The organism is Acinetobacter shaoyimingii (assembly GCF_011578045.1).
GTDB classification, from domain to species: domain Bacteria; phylum Pseudomonadota; class Gammaproteobacteria; order Pseudomonadales; family Moraxellaceae; genus Acinetobacter; species Acinetobacter shaoyimingii.
Window position 1 is genome coordinate 3170975 of the sequence record NZ_CP049801.1, and the last position, 25046, is coordinate 3196020.

Annotated in this window: 23 protein-coding genes and 4 tRNA genes; 8 read left to right on the top strand and 19 right to left on the bottom strand. The window is 39.6% G+C overall.

Annotation, left to right across the window (positions count from 1 at the left end):
• Positions 1-78: 78 nt before the first annotated feature.
• The 12 genes from G8E00_RS14395 to tpiA form a co-directional block, all read right to left on the bottom strand.
• Positions 79-669 (bottom strand): LemA family protein, encoded by a 591-nt coding sequence (locus G8E00_RS14395; RefSeq protein WP_166011206.1) that lies wholly within the window; start codon positions 667-669, stop codon positions 79-81.
• 146 nt (positions 670-815) lie between these two features.
• A complete protein-coding gene (locus tag G8E00_RS14400; RefSeq protein WP_227591375.1) occupies positions 816-1595 on the bottom strand; it encodes a tetratricopeptide repeat protein in 780 nt (259 codons plus the stop codon).
• 126 nt (positions 1596-1721) lie between these two features.
• Positions 1722-2117 (bottom strand): ribosome-binding factor A, encoded by a 396-nt coding sequence (locus tag G8E00_RS14405; RefSeq protein WP_166011208.1) that lies wholly within the window; start codon positions 2115-2117, stop codon positions 1722-1724.
• A complete protein-coding gene (infB, locus tag G8E00_RS14410) occupies positions 2117-4825 on the bottom strand; it encodes a translation initiation factor IF-2 (protein ID WP_166011210.1) in 2709 nt (902 codons plus the stop codon). Before infB ends, G8E00_RS14405 begins: the two co-directional genes overlap by 1 nt.
• 10 nt (positions 4826-4835) lie before the next feature.
• Complete coding sequence (gene nusA / locus G8E00_RS14415; RefSeq protein ID WP_166011212.1) at positions 4836-6320, bottom strand: transcription termination factor NusA; 1485 nt, start codon at positions 6318-6320, stop codon at positions 4836-4838.
• A 40-nt stretch (positions 6321-6360) separates the two neighbouring features.
• Entirely contained in the window at positions 6361-6885 is a 525-nt protein-coding gene (gene rimP, locus G8E00_RS14420; RefSeq protein WP_166011214.1) for a ribosome maturation factor RimP, read from the bottom strand.
• A gap of 204 nt (positions 6886-7089) precedes the next feature.
• Positions 7090-7166: transfer RNA gene (locus G8E00_RS14425), tRNA-Met, on the bottom strand.
• A 189-nt stretch (positions 7167-7355) separates the two neighbouring features.
• Positions 7356-7432, bottom strand: a tRNA-Met gene (locus G8E00_RS14430).
• A gap of 167 nt (positions 7433-7599) precedes the next feature.
• A tRNA-Met gene (locus G8E00_RS14435) sits at positions 7600-7676 on the bottom strand.
• Between the two features lie 38 nt (positions 7677-7714).
• Positions 7715-7799, bottom strand: a tRNA-Leu gene (locus G8E00_RS14440).
• Positions 7800-7852: 53 nt separating this feature from the next.
• Positions 7853-8182 (bottom strand): preprotein translocase subunit SecG, encoded by a 330-nt coding sequence (gene secG / locus G8E00_RS14445; protein WP_166225718.1) that lies wholly within the window; start codon positions 8180-8182, stop codon positions 7853-7855.
• 13 nt (positions 8183-8195) lie between these two features.
• On the bottom strand, positions 8196-8987 hold the full coding sequence (gene tpiA, locus G8E00_RS14450; RefSeq protein ID WP_166011218.1) for a triose-phosphate isomerase: 792 nt from the start codon (positions 8985-8987) through the stop codon (positions 8196-8198).
• Positions 8988-9248: 261 nt separating this feature from the next.
• Between tpiA and pilB the strand changes: the two genes are divergently transcribed.
• The 4 genes from pilB to coaE are packed head-to-tail and all read left to right on the top strand — an operon-like array spanning position 9249 to position 13754.
• The gene (pilB, locus tag G8E00_RS14455) at positions 9249-10961 is read left to right on the top strand and encodes a type IV-A pilus assembly ATPase PilB (protein WP_166225722.1); all 1713 of its coding nucleotides are present in this window, start codon (positions 9249-9251) and stop codon (positions 10959-10961) included.
• A gap of 26 nt (positions 10962-10987) precedes the next feature.
• Positions 10988-12220 carry a type II secretion system F family protein gene (locus tag G8E00_RS14460; protein ID WP_166225725.1) on the top strand — a complete coding sequence of 411 codons (1233 nt, stop codon included), beginning with the start codon at positions 10988-10990 and terminating at the stop codon, positions 12218-12220.
• A 34-nt stretch (positions 12221-12254) separates the two neighbouring features.
• Positions 12255-13115, top strand: coding sequence for a prepilin peptidase (locus G8E00_RS14465; RefSeq protein WP_166225728.1), 861 nt, complete (start codon positions 12255-12257; stop codon positions 13113-13115).
• A gap of 27 nt (positions 13116-13142) precedes the next feature.
• Positions 13143-13754: a dephospho-CoA kinase gene (coaE, locus tag G8E00_RS14470; protein WP_166225731.1), complete on the top strand. Its 612-nt coding sequence runs from the start codon at positions 13143-13145 to the stop codon at positions 13752-13754.
• Here coaE and G8E00_RS14475 read toward each other — a convergent pair.
• From G8E00_RS14475 to ppnP, 3 genes are all read right to left on the bottom strand, one after another.
• Complete coding sequence (locus tag G8E00_RS14475; RefSeq protein ID WP_166011229.1) at positions 13751-14671, bottom strand: DMT family transporter; 921 nt, start codon at positions 14669-14671, stop codon at positions 13751-13753. The genes coaE and G8E00_RS14475 overlap by 4 nt on opposite strands.
• Positions 14672-14736: 65 nt before the next feature.
• Positions 14737-15483 carry a 23S rRNA (guanosine(2251)-2'-O)-methyltransferase RlmB gene (gene rlmB / locus G8E00_RS14480; RefSeq protein WP_166011231.1) on the bottom strand — a complete coding sequence of 249 codons (747 nt, stop codon included), beginning with the start codon at positions 15481-15483 and terminating at the stop codon, positions 14737-14739.
• A gap of 132 nt (positions 15484-15615) precedes the next feature.
• Positions 15616-15939, bottom strand: a complete 324-nt coding sequence (gene ppnP / locus G8E00_RS14485; protein ID WP_166011233.1) for a pyrimidine/purine nucleoside phosphorylase — start codon at positions 15937-15939, stop codon at positions 15616-15618.
• A 544-nt stretch (positions 15940-16483) separates the two neighbouring features.
• On the opposite strand from ppnP, the gene recN reads away from it, so the two are divergent.
• On the top strand, positions 16484-18145 hold the full coding sequence (gene recN, locus G8E00_RS14490; RefSeq protein ID WP_166225735.1) for a DNA repair protein RecN: 1662 nt from the start codon (positions 16484-16486) through the stop codon (positions 18143-18145).
• A gap of 204 nt (positions 18146-18349) precedes the next feature.
• On the opposite strand, the gene G8E00_RS14495 is transcribed toward recN, so the two are convergent.
• The gene (locus G8E00_RS14495; RefSeq protein ID WP_166225739.1) at positions 18350-19033 is read right to left on the bottom strand and encodes a hypothetical protein; all 684 of its coding nucleotides are present in this window, start codon (positions 19031-19033) and stop codon (positions 18350-18352) included.
• Positions 19034-19327: 294 nt separating this feature from the next.
• On the opposite strand from G8E00_RS14495, the gene G8E00_RS14500 reads away from it, so the two are divergent.
• Together G8E00_RS14500 and ruvX are read left to right on the top strand one after the other, a co-directional pair.
• Positions 19328-19882: a YqgE/AlgH family protein gene (locus tag G8E00_RS14500; protein WP_166011238.1), complete on the top strand. Its 555-nt coding sequence runs from the start codon at positions 19328-19330 to the stop codon at positions 19880-19882.
• Positions 19875-20318: a Holliday junction resolvase RuvX gene (gene ruvX, locus G8E00_RS14505; RefSeq protein WP_166011240.1), complete on the top strand. Its 444-nt coding sequence runs from the start codon at positions 19875-19877 to the stop codon at positions 20316-20318. The genes G8E00_RS14500 and ruvX overlap by 8 nt, the downstream gene beginning before the upstream one ends.
• A gap of 90 nt (positions 20319-20408) precedes the next feature.
• Here the strand turns inward: ruvX and G8E00_RS14510 are convergent, their stop codons facing one another.
• Genes G8E00_RS14510 through G8E00_RS14520 form a run of 3 tightly spaced genes read right to left on the bottom strand, consistent with a single transcriptional unit; the run spans position 20409 to position 23752 of the window.
• Entirely contained in the window at positions 20409-21413 is a 1005-nt protein-coding gene (locus G8E00_RS14510; RefSeq protein ID WP_166011242.1) for an HlyD family secretion protein, read from the bottom strand.
• A 48-nt stretch (positions 21414-21461) separates the two neighbouring features.
• Positions 21462-21668 carry a DUF1656 domain-containing protein gene (locus G8E00_RS14515; protein WP_166011244.1) on the bottom strand — a complete coding sequence of 69 codons (207 nt, stop codon included), beginning with the start codon at positions 21666-21668 and terminating at the stop codon, positions 21462-21464.
• Between the two features lie 2 nt (positions 21669-21670).
• Positions 21671-23752 carry an FUSC family protein gene (locus G8E00_RS14520; RefSeq protein WP_166011246.1) on the bottom strand — a complete coding sequence of 694 codons (2082 nt, stop codon included), beginning with the start codon at positions 23750-23752 and terminating at the stop codon, positions 21671-21673.
• Between the two features lie 486 nt (positions 23753-24238).
• Between G8E00_RS14520 and G8E00_RS14525 the strand changes: the two genes are divergently transcribed.
• Positions 24239-25039, top strand: coding sequence for an IclR family transcriptional regulator (locus G8E00_RS14525; protein WP_166011248.1), 801 nt, complete (start codon positions 24239-24241; stop codon positions 25037-25039).
• Positions 25040-25046 lie beyond the last annotated feature (7 nt).

Consider the following 25046-nt stretch of genomic DNA (forward strand, 5'->3'; position numbering starts at 1 on the left):
CACCCATGTTTTGAATTCGACAACCATACAAGCACCTACTTCAAACCAAGTGAAATATTCAGAAAATCGACTTTAAACTTAGTTAAATTCGACCGTTGGTGCTTTTTGAGCACCAGCTTCAGCACTGAAATTTTCTTTGGTTTTCATACCAATCACTTTTGCGGTCAACGCTTGAGGGAACTGACGAACATAAGTATTGTAGTCTTGAACTGTTGAAATATAACGGTTACGTGCGACTGCAATACGGTTTTCTGTTCCTTCCAACTGTACTTGTAAGTCTTTGAACTGTTCATTGGCTTTCAAGTCTGGATAGTTTTCAGTCACAGCAAGTAAGCGTGAAAGTGCTCCCGTCATTTGCGATTGTGCTTCTTGGTATTTCTTAAACAATTCTGGATTTTCTAAAACTTCTTTATCAACTTTTAGACCCGCAACATTGGCACGTGCTTCAGTCACTTCTGTGAGTACTTTTTCTTCATGCTTAGCATAGCCTTTCACGACATTGACTAAGTTTGGCACGAGATCGGCACGACGTTGATATTGGTTTTGTACTTCTGACCAAGATGCCACAACAGACTCATCTTTTGCTTGTAGCGTGTTATAGCCACAACCAGACAAAGTTAGGGTACTGGTTAATGCAATTGCAAGTAAGCCTTTTTTCAACATATTCATATACATCGCCTCAAGTATTTATTTGTATTTCTTGATATAGCTCTATCTTAACGACATTTAATGACGATATTGTGTTTTTTCTTTAATAAACAAGAGACAAGATATTAAATTCAAAAATATCAATACACATAAACTTAATTTCAGTGTCAAATCATGCCAAATAATCTTTTGAAAGAATAAATGATCTTGTGTTTAAAGGCATACCACTTCGATGTATTTAAATAATTGACTCTTTTTCTTAAAAAATCAGGATCTGCATAGCCCGACATATCTGCAACATCAAATAAGCTGGTAATGGTCTGTAAATCATTCTGCATTAAATAGGCTTCAATATTTCCCATATTAAAGACGATTTGTGCCGCAATTGGATCCTGATTTACAAAACGTAATCGCTGATCCATCTGTATTTCACTATGCACGAGTATTTTTTCTAAATTATAAGAATGATTTTCAAATTTAATCGTTTTTACTTTTGCTTTTGGTGCAACATCCTTTCCAAAATCTAGTCCAAGTACATCATTTTTTTGAATCCAAGTCTTATCTTTTTGTTGATTTAACTGAGCATCCAAAATTTTGACATGAATCCATTCACTCCCTTGATGAATATTCGGGTCACGCTTCATTCCCTGCTGTATCCAATATTTCGCCTTTACAGAATCACCTTTAAGTTCATATGCCGTCCCTAAATTTGCCGCAGTTTTAGCTAAATTTGGATGTGAGTTTTCGATTGATTTAAAAGTCTGAATTGCTTTGTCGTATTGATGTGCATAGATGAGCAACACTCCATAATCATTTAATTCTTCATGTGTTTTAAATTTTTTAGATCGTTCTTTAATTTTATCTAGCGCCTGTTGTTTAGATAACCCTTCACTACCCAGATCAAAGACATAAGTATTGATACAAGCAGATGCAGAGGAAATATTCATAAACAACAAAAAGGAAATTAATAATGTATTGGTTTTCATATTTTGGATTTATTATGGATAAGTTTTGTCCAATTATAGTTTTAAATCATAAAAAAGCCACCCTCAGGTGGCTTTTTCAAAGATCAATCAATCTTCTTCTTTTTGCTCTGGCAAATCTTTGACCGCCTCAGCAATTAGACCAAACATATAGTTACCATATGCATTGGTTTTATCATAATGGAAACGTAAACGTGGTGTGATGCGTGTCTTAATACGACGGCTCAGCTCGTGACGTAAGAAACCAGATGCTTTATTTAAAACATCCAACGTGTCTTTGTTCGCAGCTTCACTTTGCTCATCACCGAGTTCACGTCCCATAATGGTGACATAAACTTCGGCATAGCCTAAATCAGGGCTAACTTTCACCGCAGAGATGGTCACAAGACCACCTAAGCGTGGATCTTTCAGCTCCTGACGGATCAGTTCAGACAACTCACGTTGTACTGTGTCCGCCATGCGCTTAAGACGTTGACTACCCGCCATTAAAGACTCCGTTTAATCAATTGAACGTCGTATACTTCAATCTTATCAAGTGCTTTGATGTCTTTATAGCCTTTAACTGCAAGACCACATTCCATACCAGCACGAACTTCTTCAACCACTTCTTTATAACGACGAAGAGATTCAAGTTCACCTTGGAACACAACCACGTCATCACGTAATACGCGAATCGGTTTGTTACGATGAAGAACACCCTCAAGAACCATACAGCCTGCAGCCGCACCGAATTTACTTGAGTGGAATACTTCACGAACTTGTGCAACACCAAGAATCGTTTCGCGATGTTCAGGTGCAAGCTTACCGCTCATTGCCGCTTTAACATCATCAATCAATTCATAGATGATTGAGTAGTAACGAATATCGATACCATCAGCATCAGATTTTTGACGGGCAGTAGTATCGGCACGTACGTTGAAACCTAGAAGTACAGCTTCTGAAGATTCAGCAAGCGTTACGTCAGATTCAGTAATCGCACCAACACCAGAACCAATCACACGCACGCCAACTTCGTCTGTAGACAAGCCGTTCAATGCAACTGTAAGTGCTTCCAAAGTACCACGTACGTCAGTTTTAAGAACCACGTTAATTACAGGCACATCTTTCTTGCCCATAGATGCCATCAAGTTCTCTAGACGCATTGCACTTTGACGTTCAAGACGTTGTTCACGTTCACGTGAAAGACGAGCATCAGCAACTTCACGGGCTTTCTTCTCATCATTGACAACAAGAACTTCATCACCTGCCATTGGCGCTTCAGGAAGACCTAAAATTTCAACTGGAATTGAAGGACCTGCAGATTTAATACGTTGACCGTTCTCATCTGTCATCGCACGTACGCGACCATAAGATGCACCAGCAAGGACTAAATCACCAACGTTCAATGTACCGTTTTGAACCAGAATAGACGTTACCGCACCACGGCTATTATCTACACGTGCTTCAATGACTACACCTTGAGCAGCACCTTCTTCAGACGCTTTAAGTTCAAGAAGTTCTGCTTGAATTAAGATCAAATCAAGAAGTTCATCAATACCTTGACCAGAATGCGCTGAAACCATCGCTACTGGAACGTCACCGCCCCATTGTTCAGGTACGATTTCTTTCGTCGTCAATTCATTCAATACGCGATCTGGATCTGCTGACTCTTTGTCCATCTTGTTTATTGCAACAATGATAGGCGTACCCGCAGCACGAGCATGGTCAATTGCTTCAGCAGTTTGTGGCATAACACCATCATCTGCAGCAACAACAAGAACCACGATATCAGTCGCTTTAGCACCACGTGAACGCATTGAAGTAAACGCAGCATGTCCCGGAGTATCAAGGAAAGTGATGATGCCTTTATCCGTTGTTACATGGTAAGCACCAATATGCTGTGTAATACCACCAGCTTCACCCGATGCCACTTTCGTGCGACGAATACGGTCAAGAAGCGATGTTTTACCATGGTCAACGTGACCCATGATTGTTACAACTGGCGCACGTGTTGTTTGTGCTCCACGCGCTTCTTCAGCCGCTACAAGCAAGTTATCTTCAGCTTGTGTATCCGATACAAGAACTGGGTTATGACCCATTTCTTCCACGATCAATGCAGCAATTTCTTGGTCAATGGCTTGGTTTTGAGTAACCAATTCACCCATTTTCATGAGTGATTTAATCACTTCGCGAACTTTAATCGCCATTTTTTGTGCAAGGTCAGCAACCACAATTGTAGAGCCGATTTCAACATCATACACTTGTTTTTTAACTGGTTTTTCAAAACCATGTTTGTTGCCTTGGCTGGTTTTTAAACCACGTTTAGGCTGTTTGCTGAAGCTTTGCTCTTCTTGACCACGACGTCCACCTTTTTTCGGTGCACGTGCAGTTGCTGTATTGGTACCACGTTTGATTTCGCGGTCTTCTTTCGCAAATGAATCTTCGTATGCTTGACCAACCAAACCAGCAGCGAGTGGAGAATCATCAACAACACGAATCGTCGCTGTTGCATCTTCGTTTGAATATTTAGATGCCATTTGACGCATTTGTTCAAGCGTTCGTTGTTGTGCTTCTTCAGCAGCTTTACGACGAGCCGCTTCTTCAACTGCTTTTAATTGTGCAGCTTGAGCTTCACGTGCTTTCTTTTGTTCAGCAGTTTCTGTTGCTTTAACAGTTTGCTTTACAATTGGTTTATTTGTCGATTTACGTTTTACAACCACCGCAGCTTTAGATACTTCTTGCTTTGCAGTTTCTTTGTTTTGAGCTGCACGCATTGCATCCAATGTTGCTTTAGCGTTATTCACGGGTTGTGATTTTTGCTCAGCAGGTGCTGCTTTTACCTCAACTTTAACTTCAGCTTTCGCTTTGTTTTCAGCTGCAGCTTTAGCGAGTGCTTCAGCTTTAATTTGTTCAGGGTCTGGCTTCGTAAATGTATGCTTCTTGCGAACTTCTACATTAATCGTTTTAGCTTTACCTGAAGTACTAGCCACTTTAGCCGTACTTGTAGTTTTACGTTTCAACGTGATTTTTCCTGCGCTGCCGTTGTCTTGTCCATGCACTTTTTTCAAGTGTGAAACTAAACGGTCTTGCTGTTCAACCGAGATTTTGTCTTCTGCCTTCGTTTGCGGCAACCCAGCTTCTCGCACTTGATCTAGTAGTTTTTCAACTGGAAGACCTACGCTGACTGCTAACTCTTTTATTGACTTATCCGTCATGTATTACCTCCTAGTTAAACCATGATTCACGTGCTTTCATGATAAATTGACCTGCTTTTTCAGCACCTAAACCTTCAATATCAGAGATATCGTCAGTCGCTTGATCTGCAAGATCATCTACCGTAATTACACCGCGAGCTGCTAAAGCATGTGCAAACTCAGATGTCATCCCTTCCATTGCGAGAAGTTCAGGACTTGGATCTTGAATATTTTCTTGCTGTTTTAACGCATCAGCTAAAGCAGCTTCTTTGGCACGACTTTGTAGTAACTCAACTAAGTCTGCCTCTAATTCGATTTCATCGAATGTTTCAGCTGGGACATAAGCGATTTCTTCTAAAGAAGTAAAGCCCATTTCCACAAGTGCCATTGCAAGATCTTCTTCAATATCTAAACGACTAACAAACATGTCTAAATATTGTTGAGCTTCATTTTGTTGACGAGCACGATACTCATCTTCAAGCATCATATCGAGTTTAAAACCCGTTAATTCAGATGCTAAACGTACGTTTTGACCTTGAGAGCCAATCGCACGTGCCAATTGATCGCTGGTTGCGAAAATGATATCTGCAGTTTTTGCATCTTCATCAATCACAATACCCGATACATCAGCAGGCTCTAAGGCACTTGCAATGTATTGAGCTGGATCATCTGACCATACAACAACATCAATACGTTCACCGTTCAATTCAGATTGCACTGCTTGGATACGTGTACCACGCATACCAATACATGCACCCACTGGATCAATACGATGGTCGTTTGTTTTCACAGCAATTTTAGCACGAACACCAGGCTGACGAGCAGCAGCTTTAATCTCAATGATTTCTTCAGAAATTTCAGGAATTTCTTTTTTCATTAGAGCGATGAGCATTTCAGGCTTAGCACGTGATAATTGTAATTGTGCGCCACGACCTTCACGGTTTACATTGAATAAAATTGCATTTACACGTTGTTTAGGACGCAAAATTTCTTTTGCAATCATTTCTTCACGTGCAAGATAAGCTTCAGCATTTTCACCTAAGTCAATGATAAAGCCATCTTTGGTTTGCTTTTTCACTTCACCGTAGATCAGTTCGCCAACTTTAGACTCGTAAGCATCAGCAATGAGTGCACGCTCTGCTTCACGAATCTTTTGAACAATCACTTGTTTCGCGATTTGAGCTGCAATACGACCAAATTCGATAGACGGTACTTCAAGCTCACGAATGTCACCGATTGACCACTGTGCTGGGTCAACGTCGCTAATCGCGTCTTGACAAGCTGGCATTTCATGATCTTCATCAGCCACAACAGTCCATTGACGGAATGTACGGTATTCACCAGTTTTACGGTCGATTTCAACACGTAATTGTGCTTCTTCAGAATTTGTGCCTTCGTAGAATTTTTTCTTCGTTGCAGCTACAAGTGCTTGTTCAAGCGCTTCGAAGATCGCTTCACGACTAACACCTTTTTCATTACTAACCGTTTCTGCAACGGTAAGAATTTCACGGCCCATAAGTCACCTACTATTCAAATTCTTTTTCGTTAAAATTAATTTAGTCCTGATAGATCAAATTGGCTTTGTCGATATTGTGACTATCGATTTCAAGCACTTGTTGCTTTTCAACTTCGACCTGAATCAATTCATTTTCTACATCTACAGATACTAATTTCGCTTGAAATTTGCGACGGTTTTCAACCGCAGAAATCAAACGTAGTGCCACTTGCTGACCCACGTATGCTTGCATTTGTTCAAGTTGGAAAAATGGACGATCCCAACCTGGTGATGATACTTCAAGTGCATATTCACCTGAAATAGGATCATGTACATCTAAAATCGCACCGACTTGCTGTGTTACACGTACGCAATCTTGAACACCAACACCACGTCCTAAATCTTCTTCACCCTCAACAAGTTCAGCAGGTTTCGCTGTTTCATCTACAGGTTTGTCAATAAAAATACGTAATAAAGAACGTTTACCTTGAGGTGTGAATTCAATTCCCCAAAGATCAACATTACAGGCTTGCACTGCAGGGGCAATTAACTCTTGGAGTGCTTGTGTTTTATTTGATAACTTCATTTACTCTCATCATTTCTGTGTGATTCAACCGATCATTCGATCGATACAAACTTACTATAGTGATAGCATGATATTTTGACCAAATGATGTCCACACTACACGATAGATAATAAAAAAGGGCGTAATCGCCCCTATTATTGCACAGAAAACCAATGTCCACTGTGCAAAAAGGCCCACCTAGTTGTGAGCCTCTTTTAAGAAACTTGGTAGCGGGAGCTGGATTTGAACCAACGACCTTCGGGTTATGAGCCCGACGAGCTACCAGACTGCTCCATCCCGCATCAACGTGCAAAATTATATCCAAATATGAATCATTTTTCAATCAAAACTCTCATATTTGCTGATTAAGTTGCACCTTAATCAAAATTGGTAGCGGGAGCTGGATTTGAACCAACAACCTTCGCCATATTATGAAGAGTTGAGCCCGACAAGCAAGCCACTAATCAATGAATATAACCACCAATAAAACTTGGTAGCGGGAGCTGGATTTGAACCAACGACCTTCGGGTTATGAGCCCGACGAGCTACCAGACTGCTCCATCCCGCAACAAATGCATTTAGTTTACAAAAAATTTCTTTCTTGTTTTGATAAAGTTGCTTCTTTATCAAATTGGTAGTGGGAGCTGGATTTGAACCAACAACCTTCGCCATATTATGAAGAGTTGAGCCCGACAAGCAAGCCACTAATCAATGAATATAACCACCAATAAAACTTGGTAGCGGGAGCTGGATTTGAACCAACGACCTTCGGGTTATGAGCCCGACGAGCTACCAGACTGCTCCATCCCGCATCAAAAAGCTGCTACACATCAACGACCTGGTTTGTCGTTGGTGCGGAAGGGGGGACTTGAACCCCCACGCCCGAAAGCACTACCACCTCAAGGTAGCGTGTCTACCAATTCCACCACCACCGCAGCTGTGTCGCATTCTAGTAGCATAACCACTAAATTGGAAGGAAAATATTCAATTATTCTGATGTTTTTGGTGCAGTTGTTGAAGTTTCATTCGATTGTTGCTGAACTTGACCTGTTGTGTTGACTGTTTTTAAGCCATAAGCATCAGAAGTTTGTTTTTTTGCAAACACAGCAAGGGTAATACTGGTCACAAAAAACAAAGCAGTCAAAATCGCTGTCACACGTGTTAAGAAGTTTCCAGAACCTGAAGCACCGAAAACAGTCGCCGCACCGCCCCCACCAAATGAAGCACCGGCATCTGCACCTTTACCATGCTGCACAAGAATCAACACAATCATTAAAATCGCTAATATGATATGTACTACCAGCACAAAAGTATGCATGCTGAACTCCTAATTATTTTGTTTGAGCAAATGCATGAGCAATTTGATAAAAAGACTCTGCATTCAATGATGCACCACCAACCAGCGCACCGTTAATATCTGGACAAGCCGCCAACTCTACTGCATTTTCAGGTTTTACACTACCACCATATAAAATTGCCATGCGAGCGCCAGCAGGCGTGATTTGGCTTAAACCTTCACGGATCTTGGCATGCATGTTTTGAGCATCTTCTGGTGAAGCAGTTTTACCTGTGCCAATCGCCCAGATCGGTTCATAAGCTACAGTAATATTGTGCCATTGGTCCGCATTTACAACTGCAGCAATATCACAAATCTGTTGCAATACCACAACTTCAGCCTGACCTTTTTCACGTTGCTCCAAGCTTTCTCCCACACAATAAATAATGTGTAGGCCCGCTGCTAAAGCATTTTTGACTTTTTCAGCAACAACTTGAGCATTATCTGCAAAAATTTCACGGCGTTCAGAATGCCCAATTAATACGTAGTCAATTTGACTGTCTTTTAAAAGATTGGCACTGACTTCACCAGTATAAGCACCTGTTCCAGCAATACGTGAAACATCTTGAGCAACAGTCATCACTTCGACTGATGCATCAGCTAATTGTTGTTGAACCGACAATAAAGCAATAGATATAGGTGCAATACCAATTCTGCAGCGCTCTTTTGAAATATGTTGATCTGCCAAACGTTGCTTCAATTCTTGAATCAATTTTTGAGCGTCAGCTTGCATTGGGTTCATTTTCCAATTGCCTACAACCCAAGGAGTAATTGCCGAACCCGACATACATCTAACCTTACTATCTAAATGCGCACATTCTACACGGATTTTTAATTTTTAAGTATATTTTCGCTAAGATGTTCTTTTGTAAACAATGTTTATGAAGTGCATAAAATGTCAAAAAACCATAAAAACAATCAAACTTTTAGATAAACTCTTCTTTTTATATGAAATCTATTTATATTATGTATTTAAAGTATATTATTTTAGAATGTGAACGTATAATTTTCGTATTCAAATTATAAATGATTTTAAGGCGTATTTGTAATGACCTTACTACAAAGTGGTATTAAATTTTCGGGGTACAATCGACGTCTCGTCGATGAAGGTATTTTAACAGCTGATCAAATGCAATCGGCCATTGAAAGTACCAAAAAAGCTAAAACTAAAATGGTCCCGCATTTGGTTGAACAGCTCAATATCAAACCATTAACACTTGCACAAACGATTGCGCAGGAGTTTGGGGAACCTCTATTTGATCTAGATGCCTACAATACGGACTTAGTTCCAAAAGAAGTTGTCGAAAGTAGCTTGGTCAATAAACACCACATTTTACCTTTGAATATTCGTGGTAGCACCCTCTATGTCGCAATGTGTGATCCAATTGACATGGAAGGTCTTGAAGCCATTCGCCTCAACAGTAAACTCAAAGTCGTTCCAGTTGTTGTTGAATACAACAAATTGGTCAAAATGATTGATAAGATTTTCGCTGAATCAGATAATTTTGATTTCGGTAGCGAAGATTTAGACGTTGATGTTGTTGATGAAGATGCTACTAACAATGATAAAAATGATTCAGAGCCATCGACCGATGACTCCCCTATCGTTAAATACATTAATAAATTATTGGTTGATGCGATTCGCATGGGGGCTTCAGATTTGCACTTTGAACCCTATGAAAAATCATACCGTGTACGTTACCGTGTCGACGGTGTTCTAAGACATATTGCCAATCCACCACTACAAATGGCGAATCGTCTTGCTTCTCGTTTAAAAGTCATGTCACAAATGGACATTTCAGAAAAACGTATGCCACAAGATGGTCGTATTAAATTAAAGCTTTCTAAAACAAAAGCCATCGACTTTCGTGTCAATGCCTTACCAACGCTGTTTGGTGAAAAGCTGGTACTGCGTATTTTAGATCCGTCAAGTGCCATGTTGGGTATTGATGCTTTAGGTTATGAACCAGAACAAAAAGCATTATTTATGGAGGCGCTAGAAAAACCTCAAGGGATGTTACTCATTACGGGTCCTACAGGTTCAGGTAAAACCGTGTCTCTGTATACTGGCTTGAATATTCTCAACACTGAAGACACCAATATTTCAACTGCGGAAGACCCTGTAGAGATTAACTTGGAAGGGATTAATCAGGTCAACGTAAACCCCAAAGTAGGCTTAACCTTCTCTGCCGCGCTAAAAGCATTCCTGCGTCAAGATCCAGATGTGATTATGGTCGGGGAGATTCGTGATTTAGAAACGGCTGAAATTGCGATTAAGGCAGCCCAAACAGGTCATATGGTGATGTCGACGCTACATACCAACAGCGCACCTGAAACATTAACGCGTCTCCGCAATATGGGCGTTCCTTCATTCAACATCGCAACTTCAGTCAATTTAGTCATTGCACAACGTCTGGCACGTCGTTTATGTACACATTGTAAAAGACCTGCCGATGTACCCAAAGAAAGTTTGATTGAGATGGGCTTTACTGAAGAAGATTTGGCCAGCCCAGATTTTCAAATGTTTGAGCCTGTAGGTTGTCCAGAATGTCGGGAAGGATATAAAGGACGTGTGGGGATTTATGAGGTGATGCGGATTACACCTGAAATTTCAAAAATTATTATGCAAGACGGTAATTCCTTAGAAATTGCTGAAGCATCACAGAAAGCAGGTTTTAATGATTTACGTCGTTCAGGATTAGTCAAAGTGATGAGCGGCTTAACTTCTCTACAGGAAGTGAATCGTGTAACCAGTGAATAATTAAAATATTAAATAAGGATAAAATCATGGCCGTAAAGAAAGGGCAAATGATGCCGGTTTATGCTTACGATGGGGTTGATCGTAAAGGGGCTAAAGTTAAAGGTGAAATGCCAGCACGTAATATGCAGTTGGCTAAAGTGACTTTGCGCAAACAAGGGATCACGATTAAATCGATTCGAGAGAAAAAGAAAAACCCTCTCGAGTCATTAATGAAAAAGAAAGTCACAACTTTAGATATCACCATCTTCACACGTCAGCTCGCGACCATGATGAAAGCTGGTGTACCCCTTGTACAAAGCTTTGAAATCGTAGCAGAAGGTTTAGAAAATCCTTCAATGCGAGATGTTGTATTGGGCATTAAAGGGGAAGTTGAAGGCGGTAATACCTTTGCGGGTGCTTTAAAAAAATATCCGCAATATTTTGATAAGCTGTTTTGTTCATTGGTTGAATCTGGTGAACAATCTGGTGCACTTGAGACCATGCTCGATCGTGTGGCGATCTACAAAGAAAAGAGTGAATTACTCAAACAAAAAATTAAGAAGGCACTAAAATATCCAATTTCAGTTATTGTTGTGGCATTCATTGTTACGATTATTTTGATGGTAAAAGTCGTTCCAGTCTTCCAAGAATTATTTAGTTCATTTGGAGCTGACTTACCAGCCTTTACACAATTGGTCGTAAACATGTCGAATTGGACCAAAAAATATTGGTTTGTATTAATTATAGCCATTGTTGCCATTATTTTTACTTTTTTGGAAACAAAGAAACGTAGTAAAAAATTCCGCGACTTGCTTGATAAAGCAGCACTTAAAGCACCTATTTTCGGTGACCTAATCTTTAAAGCGATTATTGCGCGTTATAGCCGTACCTTATCAACCACTTTTGCAGCTGGTGTGCCTTTGATTGATGCTTTAGAGTCAACAGCAGGTGCAACCAATAATGTCGTTTATGAAGAAGCAGTTATGAAGATTCGTGACGATATTGCAACAGGTCAACAACTTCAATTTGCAATGCGTGCTACTAACCTATTCCCCTCTATGGCAGTCCAGATGGTGGCGATCGGTGAAGAATCTGGTGCACTCGATGACATGTTAGATAAAGTTGCAACCTATTATGAAAATGAAGTGGATAACGCAGTCGATGGCTTAACTTCAATGATGGAGCCTTTAATCATGGCAGTACTGGGTGTTTTAGTCGGTGGTCTGGTGATTGCCATGTACCTTCCTATTTTCCAAATGGGTTCCGTGGTCGGTGCTTAAAGCTTAATTATTACCTAAGATAAAGAATTCTTTTATGCATGAACTAACTGCTTTATTTATTGAATACCCAATATATCTCTATATTACAGTCGGTATTATCAGCCTATGTATCGGCAGTTTTCTCAATGTCGTGATTTATCGTACGCCAAAAATGATGGAACAAGAGTGGAAACAAGACTGCCAAATGCTCTTGCATCCAGAACAAGCCATTATTGATGAATCTAAAATTACATTGAGCAAACCAGACTCAAGCTGTCCCAAATGCAAGCAACCGATTCGTTGGTATCAGAATATTCCAGTAATCAGTTGGCTTGCTTTACGTGGTAAATGCGGTTCATGCAAAAATCCGATTAGCATTCGTTATCCTTTGATCGAACTGCTAACTGCTATTTGTTCTTTAATTGTGGTTTGGGTTTACGGTCCTACCTTACAGGCATTTTTTGGTGTCATTTTGACTTGGGTTCTCATCGCATTAACCTTTATCGATTTTGACACTCAACTCCTGCCAGACCGTTATACCTTACCCTTAGCAGCACTGGGTTTAGGCATCAATAGCTATGCTATCTATACCACGCCTACATCAGCTATTTGGGGCTATATTATTGGTTTCTTATGTCTTTGGATTGTCTATTACCTGTTTAAAATCATCACTGGTAAAGAAGGTATGGGCTATGGAGATTTCAAACTCTTAGCGGCATTGGGTGCTTGGATGGGACCCATGCTGTTGCCATTGATCATCTTGCTATCTTCTTGTGTTGGTGCAATGATTGGCATCATCCTGCTCAAGGTTAAAAAAGAAAACCAACCTTTTGCTTTTGGTCCATATATTGCCATTGCAGGATGGATTGCTTTTCTATGGGGCGATCAAATCATGAAAGCCTATTTAGGAGGCTAAATTCAATTGAATCGGTAAGGAATCGACATGACATTCATCTTGGGTCTAACAGGTGGCATTGGAAGTGGAAAATCAGCTGCAAGCCAATGGTTTGAAACCCAAGGAATCACTGTTATCGATGCTGATATTGTGGCACGTGAGATCGTTGAACCTGGTCAACCTGCACTCGCTCAGATTCAAGAATGTTTCGGGGATTGGGTGATTCAGTCCAATGGTGAATTAGACCGACGTGCTTTAAGAGAATACATTTTTAAAGAACCAGAAGCTCGACAACAGTTAGAGGCTATCACCCATCCTGCAATTCGAACATCTATAATTCAACAGCTTTCAGCAGCGACTAGCCCTTATGTCATTTTAGTTTCACCGCTTTTATTTGAAACCAATCAACATCAATTGACACATCGTAACTTACTGATTGATGCATCTGAAGCCTTGCAAATCCAAAGAGCCAGTCACCGTGATGGTCAATCTATTGAGCAAATTCAAAAGATTATTAGTGTGCAAATGCCACGAGAAAAAAAACAGGCATTGGCTGATGATGTAGTTCTCAATGATGGTCATATCGATCATTTATATCATCAGCTTGAAAACTTACATCAGCATTATTTAAACATTGCCAAAGAAAAAAAGCAGTCTTAGATTGACTGCTTTTTTTGTGCTGTTAATTGCTTTTCTAAACTGTCTTTTCTCAACCAGCGCCAAGGCTGCAAAGCTCCTATCCCCATTCCAATCAATCCACACACAATCGCTAGACTCAATGGCTCACCCAATAAAGGTACGGCAATAATTGCCGCAATAAAGGGAGCCAATGTGACAATACTACCTGCTTTAAATGCACCTAATCGTTTAATCGCTTCAACATAAGTAAGCGTGGCAACGATGACCACAAAAATACCGTGAAACATGGTTTGAATGGCCAAATGCTGGATTGTCGGTTCATTTAAATGTTTTGGGAAAAACAGCAAATACAAAGGCACATAAACAATTGCTGACCAAATCGCGACCCCTGCCATGGCATGCCAAGCAGACAGTTTCCACTGTTTAAGAAGAACAGTGAAAATCCCCCACCAAATAGCGCTGATAAAAAACAGTCCATCCCCCAAACTAAAAGCAACACCAGTCGCTTGATACATGAGATAACTCATGGCCAAGATTGAACACAGCATAATGGCAAGACTTGCCCAAATATGCTTATCGAAGGGTTGCTTAAATAACACAAAGGCGGCTATGGCAGTACATAGAGGCAAACAACCATTTAAGAAAATCGCAGCATGTGCAGCTGGTACATAATGAAAGGCGCTGTAGCATGTTAAGCAATATGCGACACCGCCCAGCATGGCTAAAATGAAAGGTTCTTTCTTCCATAAAAAAGCGGTGTCTTTTTTATAAATCAGAATTGGCATCAATATACAGAATGCCAATAAAAATCTGAGTGCAGTAATATCCCAAGGACTGATATGCCAGAGCGCACTTAAACGAGAGCTAATGGTGAAGCCTCCCCAAATACACATGGTGATCGCAACAAATGCGTAACCTTGGTAGCGTGCAGGCATCATGAATTAAATCTCGTTAAGCAATGTTTGAATATCAATGTTTTAACATAAAGTTTCTATTTGAATGTTTATGCTTTGCGTTGACGGCATGCTTCATACAATGCCATACCTGTCGCTACACTCACATTTAAACTTTGCAAATTACCATCCATCGGAATATACACTTTATGGTCACACTGTGATTGTGTGATTGGGCGTAAACCCGTGTCTTCAGCACCCATAATAATCGCAATGGGTCCAGTCAAATCACATTCTTGAATAGGTAAGGCATGTTCGTCAAGCATCGTACCTACAACACGCACATTGAATTCATCTTTGATTTTTGCCAAAGTCCTAGCCAGATTCGTGACTTGAATAAATTTCACTTTTTCAGCACCACCCGCTGCCACTTTACGTGCAGTCGGCGTTAAACTTGCTGAACGGTCACGAGGCACCACAACGGCATGAACACCCATCGCTGCTGCAGTACGAATACATGCACCTAAGTTATGCGGATCAGTAATTTGATCAAGTGCCAACAAAAATACGTCTTTGGTATTTTGGATCAATTTTTCTAGATCATTTTCATTGAGCGTTGGATGTGGACGAACTGCTGCAACAACACCTTGATGGAAAGGTTGTCCTGCCAGTTTTTCTAAACTATCACGACTGGCTTTTTGAATACTAATGCCGAACGGATCAGCCAGTTCGAAAATACGTTTTAAACGCTGGTCTTCACGTCCCTTTAAAGCAAACAAAGTTAAAACACGTTCAGGTTCTAACTCCAATAATGACTCCACAGAATGAATGCCATAATAATATTCGGGCTTCGCCATGAACGACCTCAATTTGCTTAATTTTAAATCAGAAAAGAAAAATCCCGCAAAGCCAACTTTACAGGATTTTATTTAAACATTAGTTTAACCGATTTATAGCCAAATTTCTTTGCCTAATTCAGTCTTAGGTCATTAACCTTCAAAATGACATACATAGTCCAATACGTCATCTGTTTCAATTTTGAACTTACTACCACCTGGTACGTAGAAAGATTGACCTGCACGGAACAACTCATGTTCTTCGTTGTCTGCAATCTTTACACGGCATTCACCTGAAATAATTTCCATACGTTCAGGAACATGCGTTTCAAACGTCAAAGGCTGTTCAGTTGGAAGAATCACCCCTAATGTTTTTTTTGTGCCGTCTTCAAATTGGACAGTATGACTAATACATGTACCACCAAAATAAACATTAGATTTTTTTACAACAGATACATGATCAAATTGTGATTGCATGCGTATTCTCCAAATAATGCGCATTTTATAAATTTTAATGGACGTAGTTTAATTGTGCTGGTTCAACTAATCAATCCGTGTTTTAAGCCAGATAATAATGTCTTTTTGACTATTCTAAATGAATTTTATGACATCTAAATACGACATCTCAACACATCGCCAATACATCCAAAACTTCTGAAGTATAGCAACAAATTATCGTTTTACACCTTTATTCAGATGCTAATCCAGAACTTTTTTATATCGAATGATGCTGATATCCAATTCACTTCTGATTTTTATTGAAAAAGAATATTTTTCATCAAAATAATCACGTCTAATCTGGGATCGTTGTGGTCTCTATGCGAGATTTATGAAGAAATTTGCACAAAACATCTGTTATGGATGCTCAATACTTTGTTATAGCGAATTAAAGTTACACATTTTTATGACTTTTTTCAGTTAAAATGTACATCAATACTTTTAAAATAAAGATGAAGTCTCTTGTGACGAAAACAAAACTTCACTATCTTAGAAAGACACTTTTCGCAGCTTGGATGCGTTTATGCTGACACACTTAAATCTGATTAACTTTGCTTTAGCTGACAATTTAGCCATTGATATTGAACAAGGTTTTAATGTCCTGACAGGTGAAACTGGTGCAGGTAAATCTTTACTTTTAGATGCATTGTCTGCATGTCTAGGTGAAAGAACCGATACCAACTATGTCCGCTATGGCTCAGATAAAGCAGATGTGACAGCCGTCTTTAGCTATCAAGCGCAAAGCCCTGAAGCCGATTGGTTAACAGCACATGAATTGGCGGATGAATCTGGTGAGATTCATTTACGCCGTGTGATTTTTGCCACTGGACGAAGTAAAGCATGGATTAACGGTCGACCAAGCAGCTTATCCGAACTGAAAGAAATTGGACGTTTACTGGTTCAGCTCTATAGTCAACACAGCCAGCAACAATTACTAGAACCCCCTTACCCAAAACATTGGTTAGACCGTTATAGTAATTTTGGTGATCATACACAGGCAGTCAAAGACAGCTACAACACGTGGCAAAAAAATATCCGTCAACATCAAGCTGCTCTCGATGCTCAGACGACACGCTTAAAACGGATTGAAACTTTAGAATCGCAACTTGAAGAACTCGAAGATGTACTACAGGTTGATTATAAAGACATTGAGCAAGAATTTGATCGTTTAAGTCATCATGAGCACATCATGTTGGACTGTGGTTATGCCCTAAATGCCTTAGAAGAATCTGAACAAAATATTAATCAGGAAATCTCTTCCATCATTCGTCGTCTTGAATCACATGCTGGACGTAGCGAGCAACTGTCCACGATTTATAATTCTTTAGTCAATGCACAAAGTGAATTGGATGATGCGAGCTCAAGCTTAAAACAATATATTGATCGTCAAAGTTTTGATCCTGATCGAATGGAAGAACTCAATGCTCAACTGGAAGTTTTCCATCGACTTGCGCGTAAGTATCGTGTTCAACCTGATGAACTAAAACAACAATATGAAACGTGGCAAAATGAGTTACAGCAACTGCATCAGTTAGAAGACCCTGAAGCCTTAGCTGAACAAGTTGAGCAAGCACATCAAGTCTTCATAGAAAAAGCGCAATATCTAGATGATATTCGTCGTGAAGCAGCCACCCCATTAGCAATAAAACTCACTGAACAAGTAAAGCAGTTAGCGCTACCTGAAGCCCATTTCGAATTTAAATTCGAACCCTTAGAACAACCATCTTCTGAAGGCTTTAGCTTTATTCAACTCCTGTTCACTGCCAACAAAGGCATTCCACCACAACCTTTAGGTCGAATCGCATCAGGTGGTGAATTGTCTCGTATAGCCTTAGTGATGCAAGTGATGAATGCAGAAAAAACCGAAGCTGAAGTTTTGGTGTTTGATGAAATTGATGTGGGAATTAGTGGTGGTACGGCGGAGATTGTCGGGCGTTTACTTGCCGGACTTGGTCAACATGTACAAATTCTATGTATCACCCACCAAGCGCAAGTTGCTGCACAGTCTGATCAACATTTGTTGGTGAAAAAATTACAGACCGACCCTGCCAGCAGTACTATTTTTGAATTAGACGAAGATGAGCGGATTCAAGAATTAGCACGCATGACGGGTGGCGTAGAAATTAGTGAAACCACGTTGCAACACGCGAAGCAGTTAAGACAATTGAAGTTTCAGACGACTTAAACTAAGGACGATTTAAGTTTTAATGAACTGATACAGATCACATTGAGCAAGAGCTTATGGGACTGTTCATATTGCAGCCCATGCATTGCGTTATAGGCTCAGACAACATAAATAAAGCAGGAATAGAAGATAGCTATTCTTTTTTCGGCTATTCCTTTTTCGACAATTCCCTTGTCGGCTATTCCTTTGTCATGGTTCAGTGAATCATTTCACAATACCTGAGTAGATAAAACCATTTTGCCTTAAGGTATAACGCAAATATTTATTTTGTGGTTTGCTCTCTTGATTCAACAACATCACATCTACCGTTTTGGGTGTGATTCTAAAAAACTTTGGCAACTTTGAGCGATCAATGTGATTACAGTCGAACTCTACTTCAATCTCATGATTTGTTTTGGATTTAGATTTAAACACATAGGACTTAAGTAGTTGTTTTGAGCCTATCTCTACAGCCCTTAAATGATAAGTCCCATGACAACTGTCACCTTTATAATAACTTTCCACCAGATAAATGGTTTTTTGAGCGATATTTGCTTGGTAAATTTTTAGAATTCTACCTGCTTTAAATGCATCAAGCTTGAGTTGGTTGTCTGTTTGATATTGAACATGGTTAGACCATTGCCCCATGGTTCCACCCCCTGAAACATCAAAAGTGTAAAATTTCAATTTTCGATCGGGTGAATAATCTAGATGGACATAACCTGCATGTTGTAATTTAGAGAATGGATATTGAAAACTTGATGGCATATTTTCGATCTTCAGTCGAATTTCATTTTCAATATCATTGTTCACTTCAAAAAAATTTTGATCTTGATATGTCTGGATCAGTTGGTGTTCAAATTGACTTAGCGATTGAGACTGAGCCACACTCATGTTTGCTGTGCTCAACACCCACCCAATCATCAGAAATTTTATAAGATTGTGTCGCATTTCACATTGACCTGTATGAATATTTTTATCATTGATTTAATATTTAACAAGAATAGAATCTATTCGTACAAAAATAAAAGAATATTTTATAATCAATACATTATAAAAAAATGATTATTCAGCTTTGAAATGCTCTGATCTAGTCAGAATATTCATTTAAACAAATATTCGTTGTTCAAAGTAACTTAGTCTAGTATTTTGATAGATAGCGTATGAAATAAATTTATTATTTTAATAAGGAGAAGCCATTTAGTGAGCAAACAATTTCTGACACATCGCTGTCTTATTGCCCCACCAGATTTGGCAGATGAATTCTTTGCCAATACAGTGGTTTATATTGCTCGACATGATTCAGAAGGCGCTCAAGGCATTATTATTAATCGGCCAACAGGAATTCAAGTCAAAGAATTACTCAACGATTTAGAAATCGAAGCTGACTTTGTTCGACCACACGAAGTATTACAAGGTGGTCCTCTTCGTCCAGAAGCAGGTTTTGTTTTGCACACAGGTCAACCCACTTGGCATGCATCCATTGCGGTAGGTGAAAATCTGTGTATTACCACCAGTAAAGATATTTTAGATGCAATTGCTCATAATGAAGGCGTAGGTTCTTATCAAATTGCGTTAGGCTATACCAGTTGGGGTAAAAACCAACTCGAAGATGAAATGTCACGTGGTGACTGGCTCATCTGCGATTCTGATATGGATTTAATTTTTAACCTACCTTATGACGATCGCTGGGACGCTGCCTATAAAAAAATAGGCATAGATCGTACTTGGTTATCTTCAGAGATTGGACATGCCTGACGCATCACAGCCACAATTGATTATGGCTTTTGATTTTGGAACGCAAAAAACAGGAATGGCTGTGGGGTCATCGATTATTGAAAGTGCCACCCCACTGCCTTTATTGCCCATGAAAGATGGCATCCCGAATTGGGATGAGCTTCTTAGGATCGTGAAACAACATCAACCGAACTTATTTTTAGTCGGCTTACCTTTGAATATGGATGATTCAGAATCTGAATTGTCTACACGTGCACGTAAGTTTGCTCGTCGCTTACGTCACCAAACCAATATTCAAACTTGGATGGTGGATGAACGCCTCACGACCCGTGAAGCTCGTGATGAGTTAGATCATTACCAAGCCCAAGGGCGAGCTAAAAAACTGTCTGCAGATAGTTTAGCCGCCGCACTGTTTATAGAAAGTTGGTATCGCAACCCTCAAGGGATTCAACCTTAACAGGTGGATCATCACAACTATACGTGAGATATCAACAGAGCCTAATAAAAAAGCATCCATAAGTATGCTTTTTTTGAATCGAGGTTGCTATTATTTTTTACCCAGTACACGAACGGTAGCCGTACGACCTGCGACAAAAGCCAACTCATTTTTAGGACGTTCATCAAGCACAATACGGACAGGTACACGTTGTGCTAAACGTACCCAGTTAAATGTTGGGTTAACATTGGCAAGTACCCCGTTGGTAGATGCACGTTCACGGTCTTCAATACCAGGTGCAATACCTTGAACATGGCCTTGAATCACATCAGAATCACCCATTAAACGGATACTGACTTTATCACCAACTTGAATACGATTCAGTTTAGTTTCTTCGAAATATCCTACAACGTAAAGTTTTTTACGATCCAAGATACCTGCAACAGACTGACCCACTTGTACGTAGTTACCAACACGCAATTCAAAGTTTGACAAAGTGCCGTCTTCTGGTGCAACTACTTCAGCACGGTGCTTGTTTAACTCAGCCAAATGTAACTGACTGGTTGCAGCTTTAATTAGTGCTTGCTGTTCAACAATATTCGCTTTGGCTTGTTCAACGGCTGCTACTAATTCGTGATGTTGAGCATGTTCTTCATCACGCGCAGAATTGGCTTGGTCTTGCTCTTGTTTCGAAATCGAACCATCGTTGAATTTAGAATAACGCTCAGCTGTTCGTTCAGCAAACTCACTCGCTACATGTGATTTTTCAACATTTGCTTCGGCTGCAGCCAGTGTCGCTTTAGCCGCTGCTAAAGCAGATTGGGCTTTGGCCAAATCAGATTTTGCATGTTCAACCGCTAAATCTTGACGGGCTAAATCAACCTTGAAAAGCACCTGACCTTTTTTGACCGTTTGGTTATCTTGAACTAGAACTTCAGTCACCAAACCTGCAATATCAGATGAAATTTTCATCACATCACCACGTACTCGGGCATCACGTGTCCAAGGTACAGAGTTGTAATAGTTCCATAAATTAAAGATCGCAAATATTGCAATGAGTGCAGTCACCAGTAAGACCAATGGCCGAATCATTTTACGTGAATCGATAAGTTTCATACTGTTACTCATTCATACTCAAAAATTTACGCGTGGACATGCAACGCATTAGAAACCGCTCCAAACAAACACCCAATGCACCAGCAACAACAGCACAAGGTAAAGACAAAAATTAAACAGCCCTAAGAAGGCATCTGATCCCTGCTCCATCCAACGGTCTGTATAGCGGATGACAAACAGCAGCAATACATATGCAACTAAACCTTGAACCAATAGCGTGGGGATATACACGCCATAAACATTAAATTCACCCATGTTTATACAACTCGAACCTCTTGATTCACAGGTTCATGACCAATTGAACGGTATAAACTGCTACGAATATTGTTTAAGGAGATTTGCAAACGCTGAGAAATGTCAGCATCTGGAAAACTAAGGGACTGTTCTTGGATCAGATTGATCTGATCAATCAAATTGTTTCGTAGCATTTCATGTTCTAAGTGAAGTTGTTTAGAGCGGAAATAATCATCCAATAACTGCTGAAGATGATCTAACTTTTGCGTGAGTGTATTGTCCTGTGGCATTTTGTTCAACAATTCATTGATTCGTGTTAAATCAATCACAGCACTGACTTCGATCAATGCTAAATTAATTTCACGTTTCAATTCAGCAGACTGCACTTGTTTTGTATTCAAAATACCAATTCGATCCAACATACTGCACAGTTGAATTTTAAATTCTAATCCAAATGGCAAATACATTGACTCTCGAACAGACTTGTAATGCAAAGTCAAAATACGTGTTGCTGTAATGTCAGGTGACATCGCTCTCACAAAATAAATCACAATGGCGGCAATGGTTGGACCAATCAAATTCGCTAATGAACCATCTAGTGTTGCAATTTGATCAAGGACATACTTGTTCTGTAAGTTTAATTCCATAATTGAACACATCAACAAGGGCAAAGCCAATGACGACAAAGGTGGATGTGGAAATAAACTTACACAAAAAATAATAAAAGGTGCGAGAACCAAGGCCAATTGCCAAAATTCGGTCACATAAGGCAACACACCAAATGCATAGATAAACACCACGACAGCCGTATAAAACGTAGCGCGAATGAAAATTTTCAATGCTGGAACAGGGTTATCCATCGACGCCATAATACAGACGCAAATAGAGGTTAAAGACGCAACCATATAACCATATTTCCATCCTGTGATAATCCACATCGCACCCGCGATAAAAATCGCCAGAAATGCAGAAATACCACCGCGAACAGCGACACCATAATCGCGATGCAAACTTGGATAAGAAGTACTAAGCGACACAATATGTGGCGGCAAATGCTTTTCACCCTTTTGAATCAAATACCAAATGATTTTGACTGTTTGTACATTTTGAATGAAATGGCGAATATCCATCTTCAAACTATGTAGCATCACCTGCTGTGAAGGTAAGGCACTTTTAAAGACTGCTTCAAAGTCATCATCAAACTGTTGTGGTAACACATTGAGATACTGTTCAGGCAATGTTGTACTTGAAACCAAAAATTGATCGACATCTTTTTGTAAAACTTTTAAAGCTTCACGATAACCCAGATCGATTTCATCTAATTGCGCCAAGCGTTCCGACATTGACACCAGATTGGTGGTCAAAATAGACAGCTGATGCAATAGCTCCTGTAAAGGCTTGGTCGTACCACGAAACTTCGATTTTTCATACCAAAGATGCACAGATAAGGCATGAATTTCAGAGGTATCGTGGTTTACACGTGCCAACAGTTCCATGTAATTGGTTTGATGTGTTTGATCACTTAAGATCACACGAAACAGCGCTTCTGTATCCTGTAAGGTTTTACCTACTCGGCTCTGTAATACAGGTCCTAAATGCACAGGAAAAATCGTTGCGGATACGACCGCACTACACACGACGCCAATCGAGATTTCGATAAAGCGACCCAATGCCATATCAAAAATACTAAACTCGTTAATGTACAAAATGTCGTTAAATGTAATGATGACAACGGTATAACCCGCCAACATAAAGAAATAACTACGTGCTGTACGATCGAGTAAAGAAATATAAAGGCAGAAACCTACCCACGCAGACATGCAGAAGGTAAATAACCACGGCATATGAATCAGTCTGGGTGTCAGTAGCACTGCGACGGCTGAGCCTGTTAAAGTGCCCATAATCCGATAAAAGCTTTTTGATGAAACCATCCCAGAATATGGGTTTGCCAGTAGAAATACGGTTGCCATCGACCAAAGTGGATTTGATAAATCCAACGAAAACGCAATATACAAAGCCATTAGACTGGCAAAGCACGTTTTTGTTGCAAAAATCATGTCCATTTTACGTGGGCGTAATTCTAACAATTGCTTGGTTAACAGCATGGAATCATCTCAGAGCCACAATTTAGGTTTCACCCCAATCACTTTCAACAACGACCAAAAAAACACGATAGGTGCTTTCGACTTATCGTGTGATCTAAGTAATTTAAATTACATGATTAACATGTCATCAGAAATGATCATCATTCAGAATGAATGGGGGAACTTTCTCTACTACCCTTCAAGCTAAAGAAAGCCGATAAATCTTCACCGATACGAGTGAAAGATTCATCAATAGATATTTGATCGAAGCATTTTTTCAAAAAATTATGTAACAGTCAATTAAAATCTCCCATTATGATAATTTATTGTGTTTTGGATAATGATTAACGATAATTTAGTTTAGATTTCTCAATAAAATTCCTCTTACATTAAATATTTCAACGATAAGTCAGTGTCTCTTTGCACTCTCGTCCAATCTGGTTGAATTTTGATATAAACTAGATGTGATTTTAAATTTAATTCCTTTTTAAACGATTGCAGGTAACTATGGCGCTTTCTAGTTTTGGTAAGATTCTCACCGTTTTAGATTTATTTTCGGTAGATCGTCCTATCATAAATGTTGACTTGATTAGCCAAGAGTTAGGACTTTCTACACCCACCAGTTATCGCTATCTCAAAGAACTTGTTTCTGCCGAATTATTACAACGCTTAAGTGGTACATCTGGGGATTACACCTTGGGCTCAAAAATTGCCGTTTTAGATTTTATTTCAAGAACCACCGATCCACTGGTGCAAATTAGCATGCCATTCATGCAGCAAATTGTGGAAAGAACGGAATTCACCTGCTTACTCACCCATTTAAATTATGATTCGTGTATCGACATTCATCACGAATTGTATAAAGACGTCAAACTATCATCTTATGGTCGAGGTTCCCCTCGTCCAGTGTTTACAGGTTCATCGCCAAAAATCATGTTGGCGCATTTACCGAAGCAAAAGTTACTCGATTACTATCACCGCTTTGAATCTGAATTTAGCAGCTATGGTTTTGCCAGTAACGAAGCTGACTTTTTGGCTAGAATGAAGAAAATCAAAAAGCAAGGTTATTATTTTTCCAGTGGTGAACTTGATCCGAATATTGCAGGGCTTTCCATTCCTATCAATTTTTCCAGTAAAGAAGCGCCATTGGCACTGACCTTATTGGCGACTAAGAACCGTTTCGACTTTGTCAATGAAGAGAAGTTGATTGCGATCTTGAAAGAAAATGCTGAACTGATTGAGAAAAAGGTTGCTGAACTGGCACTGCATGAACAAGAGCATTCAATTCAAAATACTCCCTCAGCATAATTTTTTC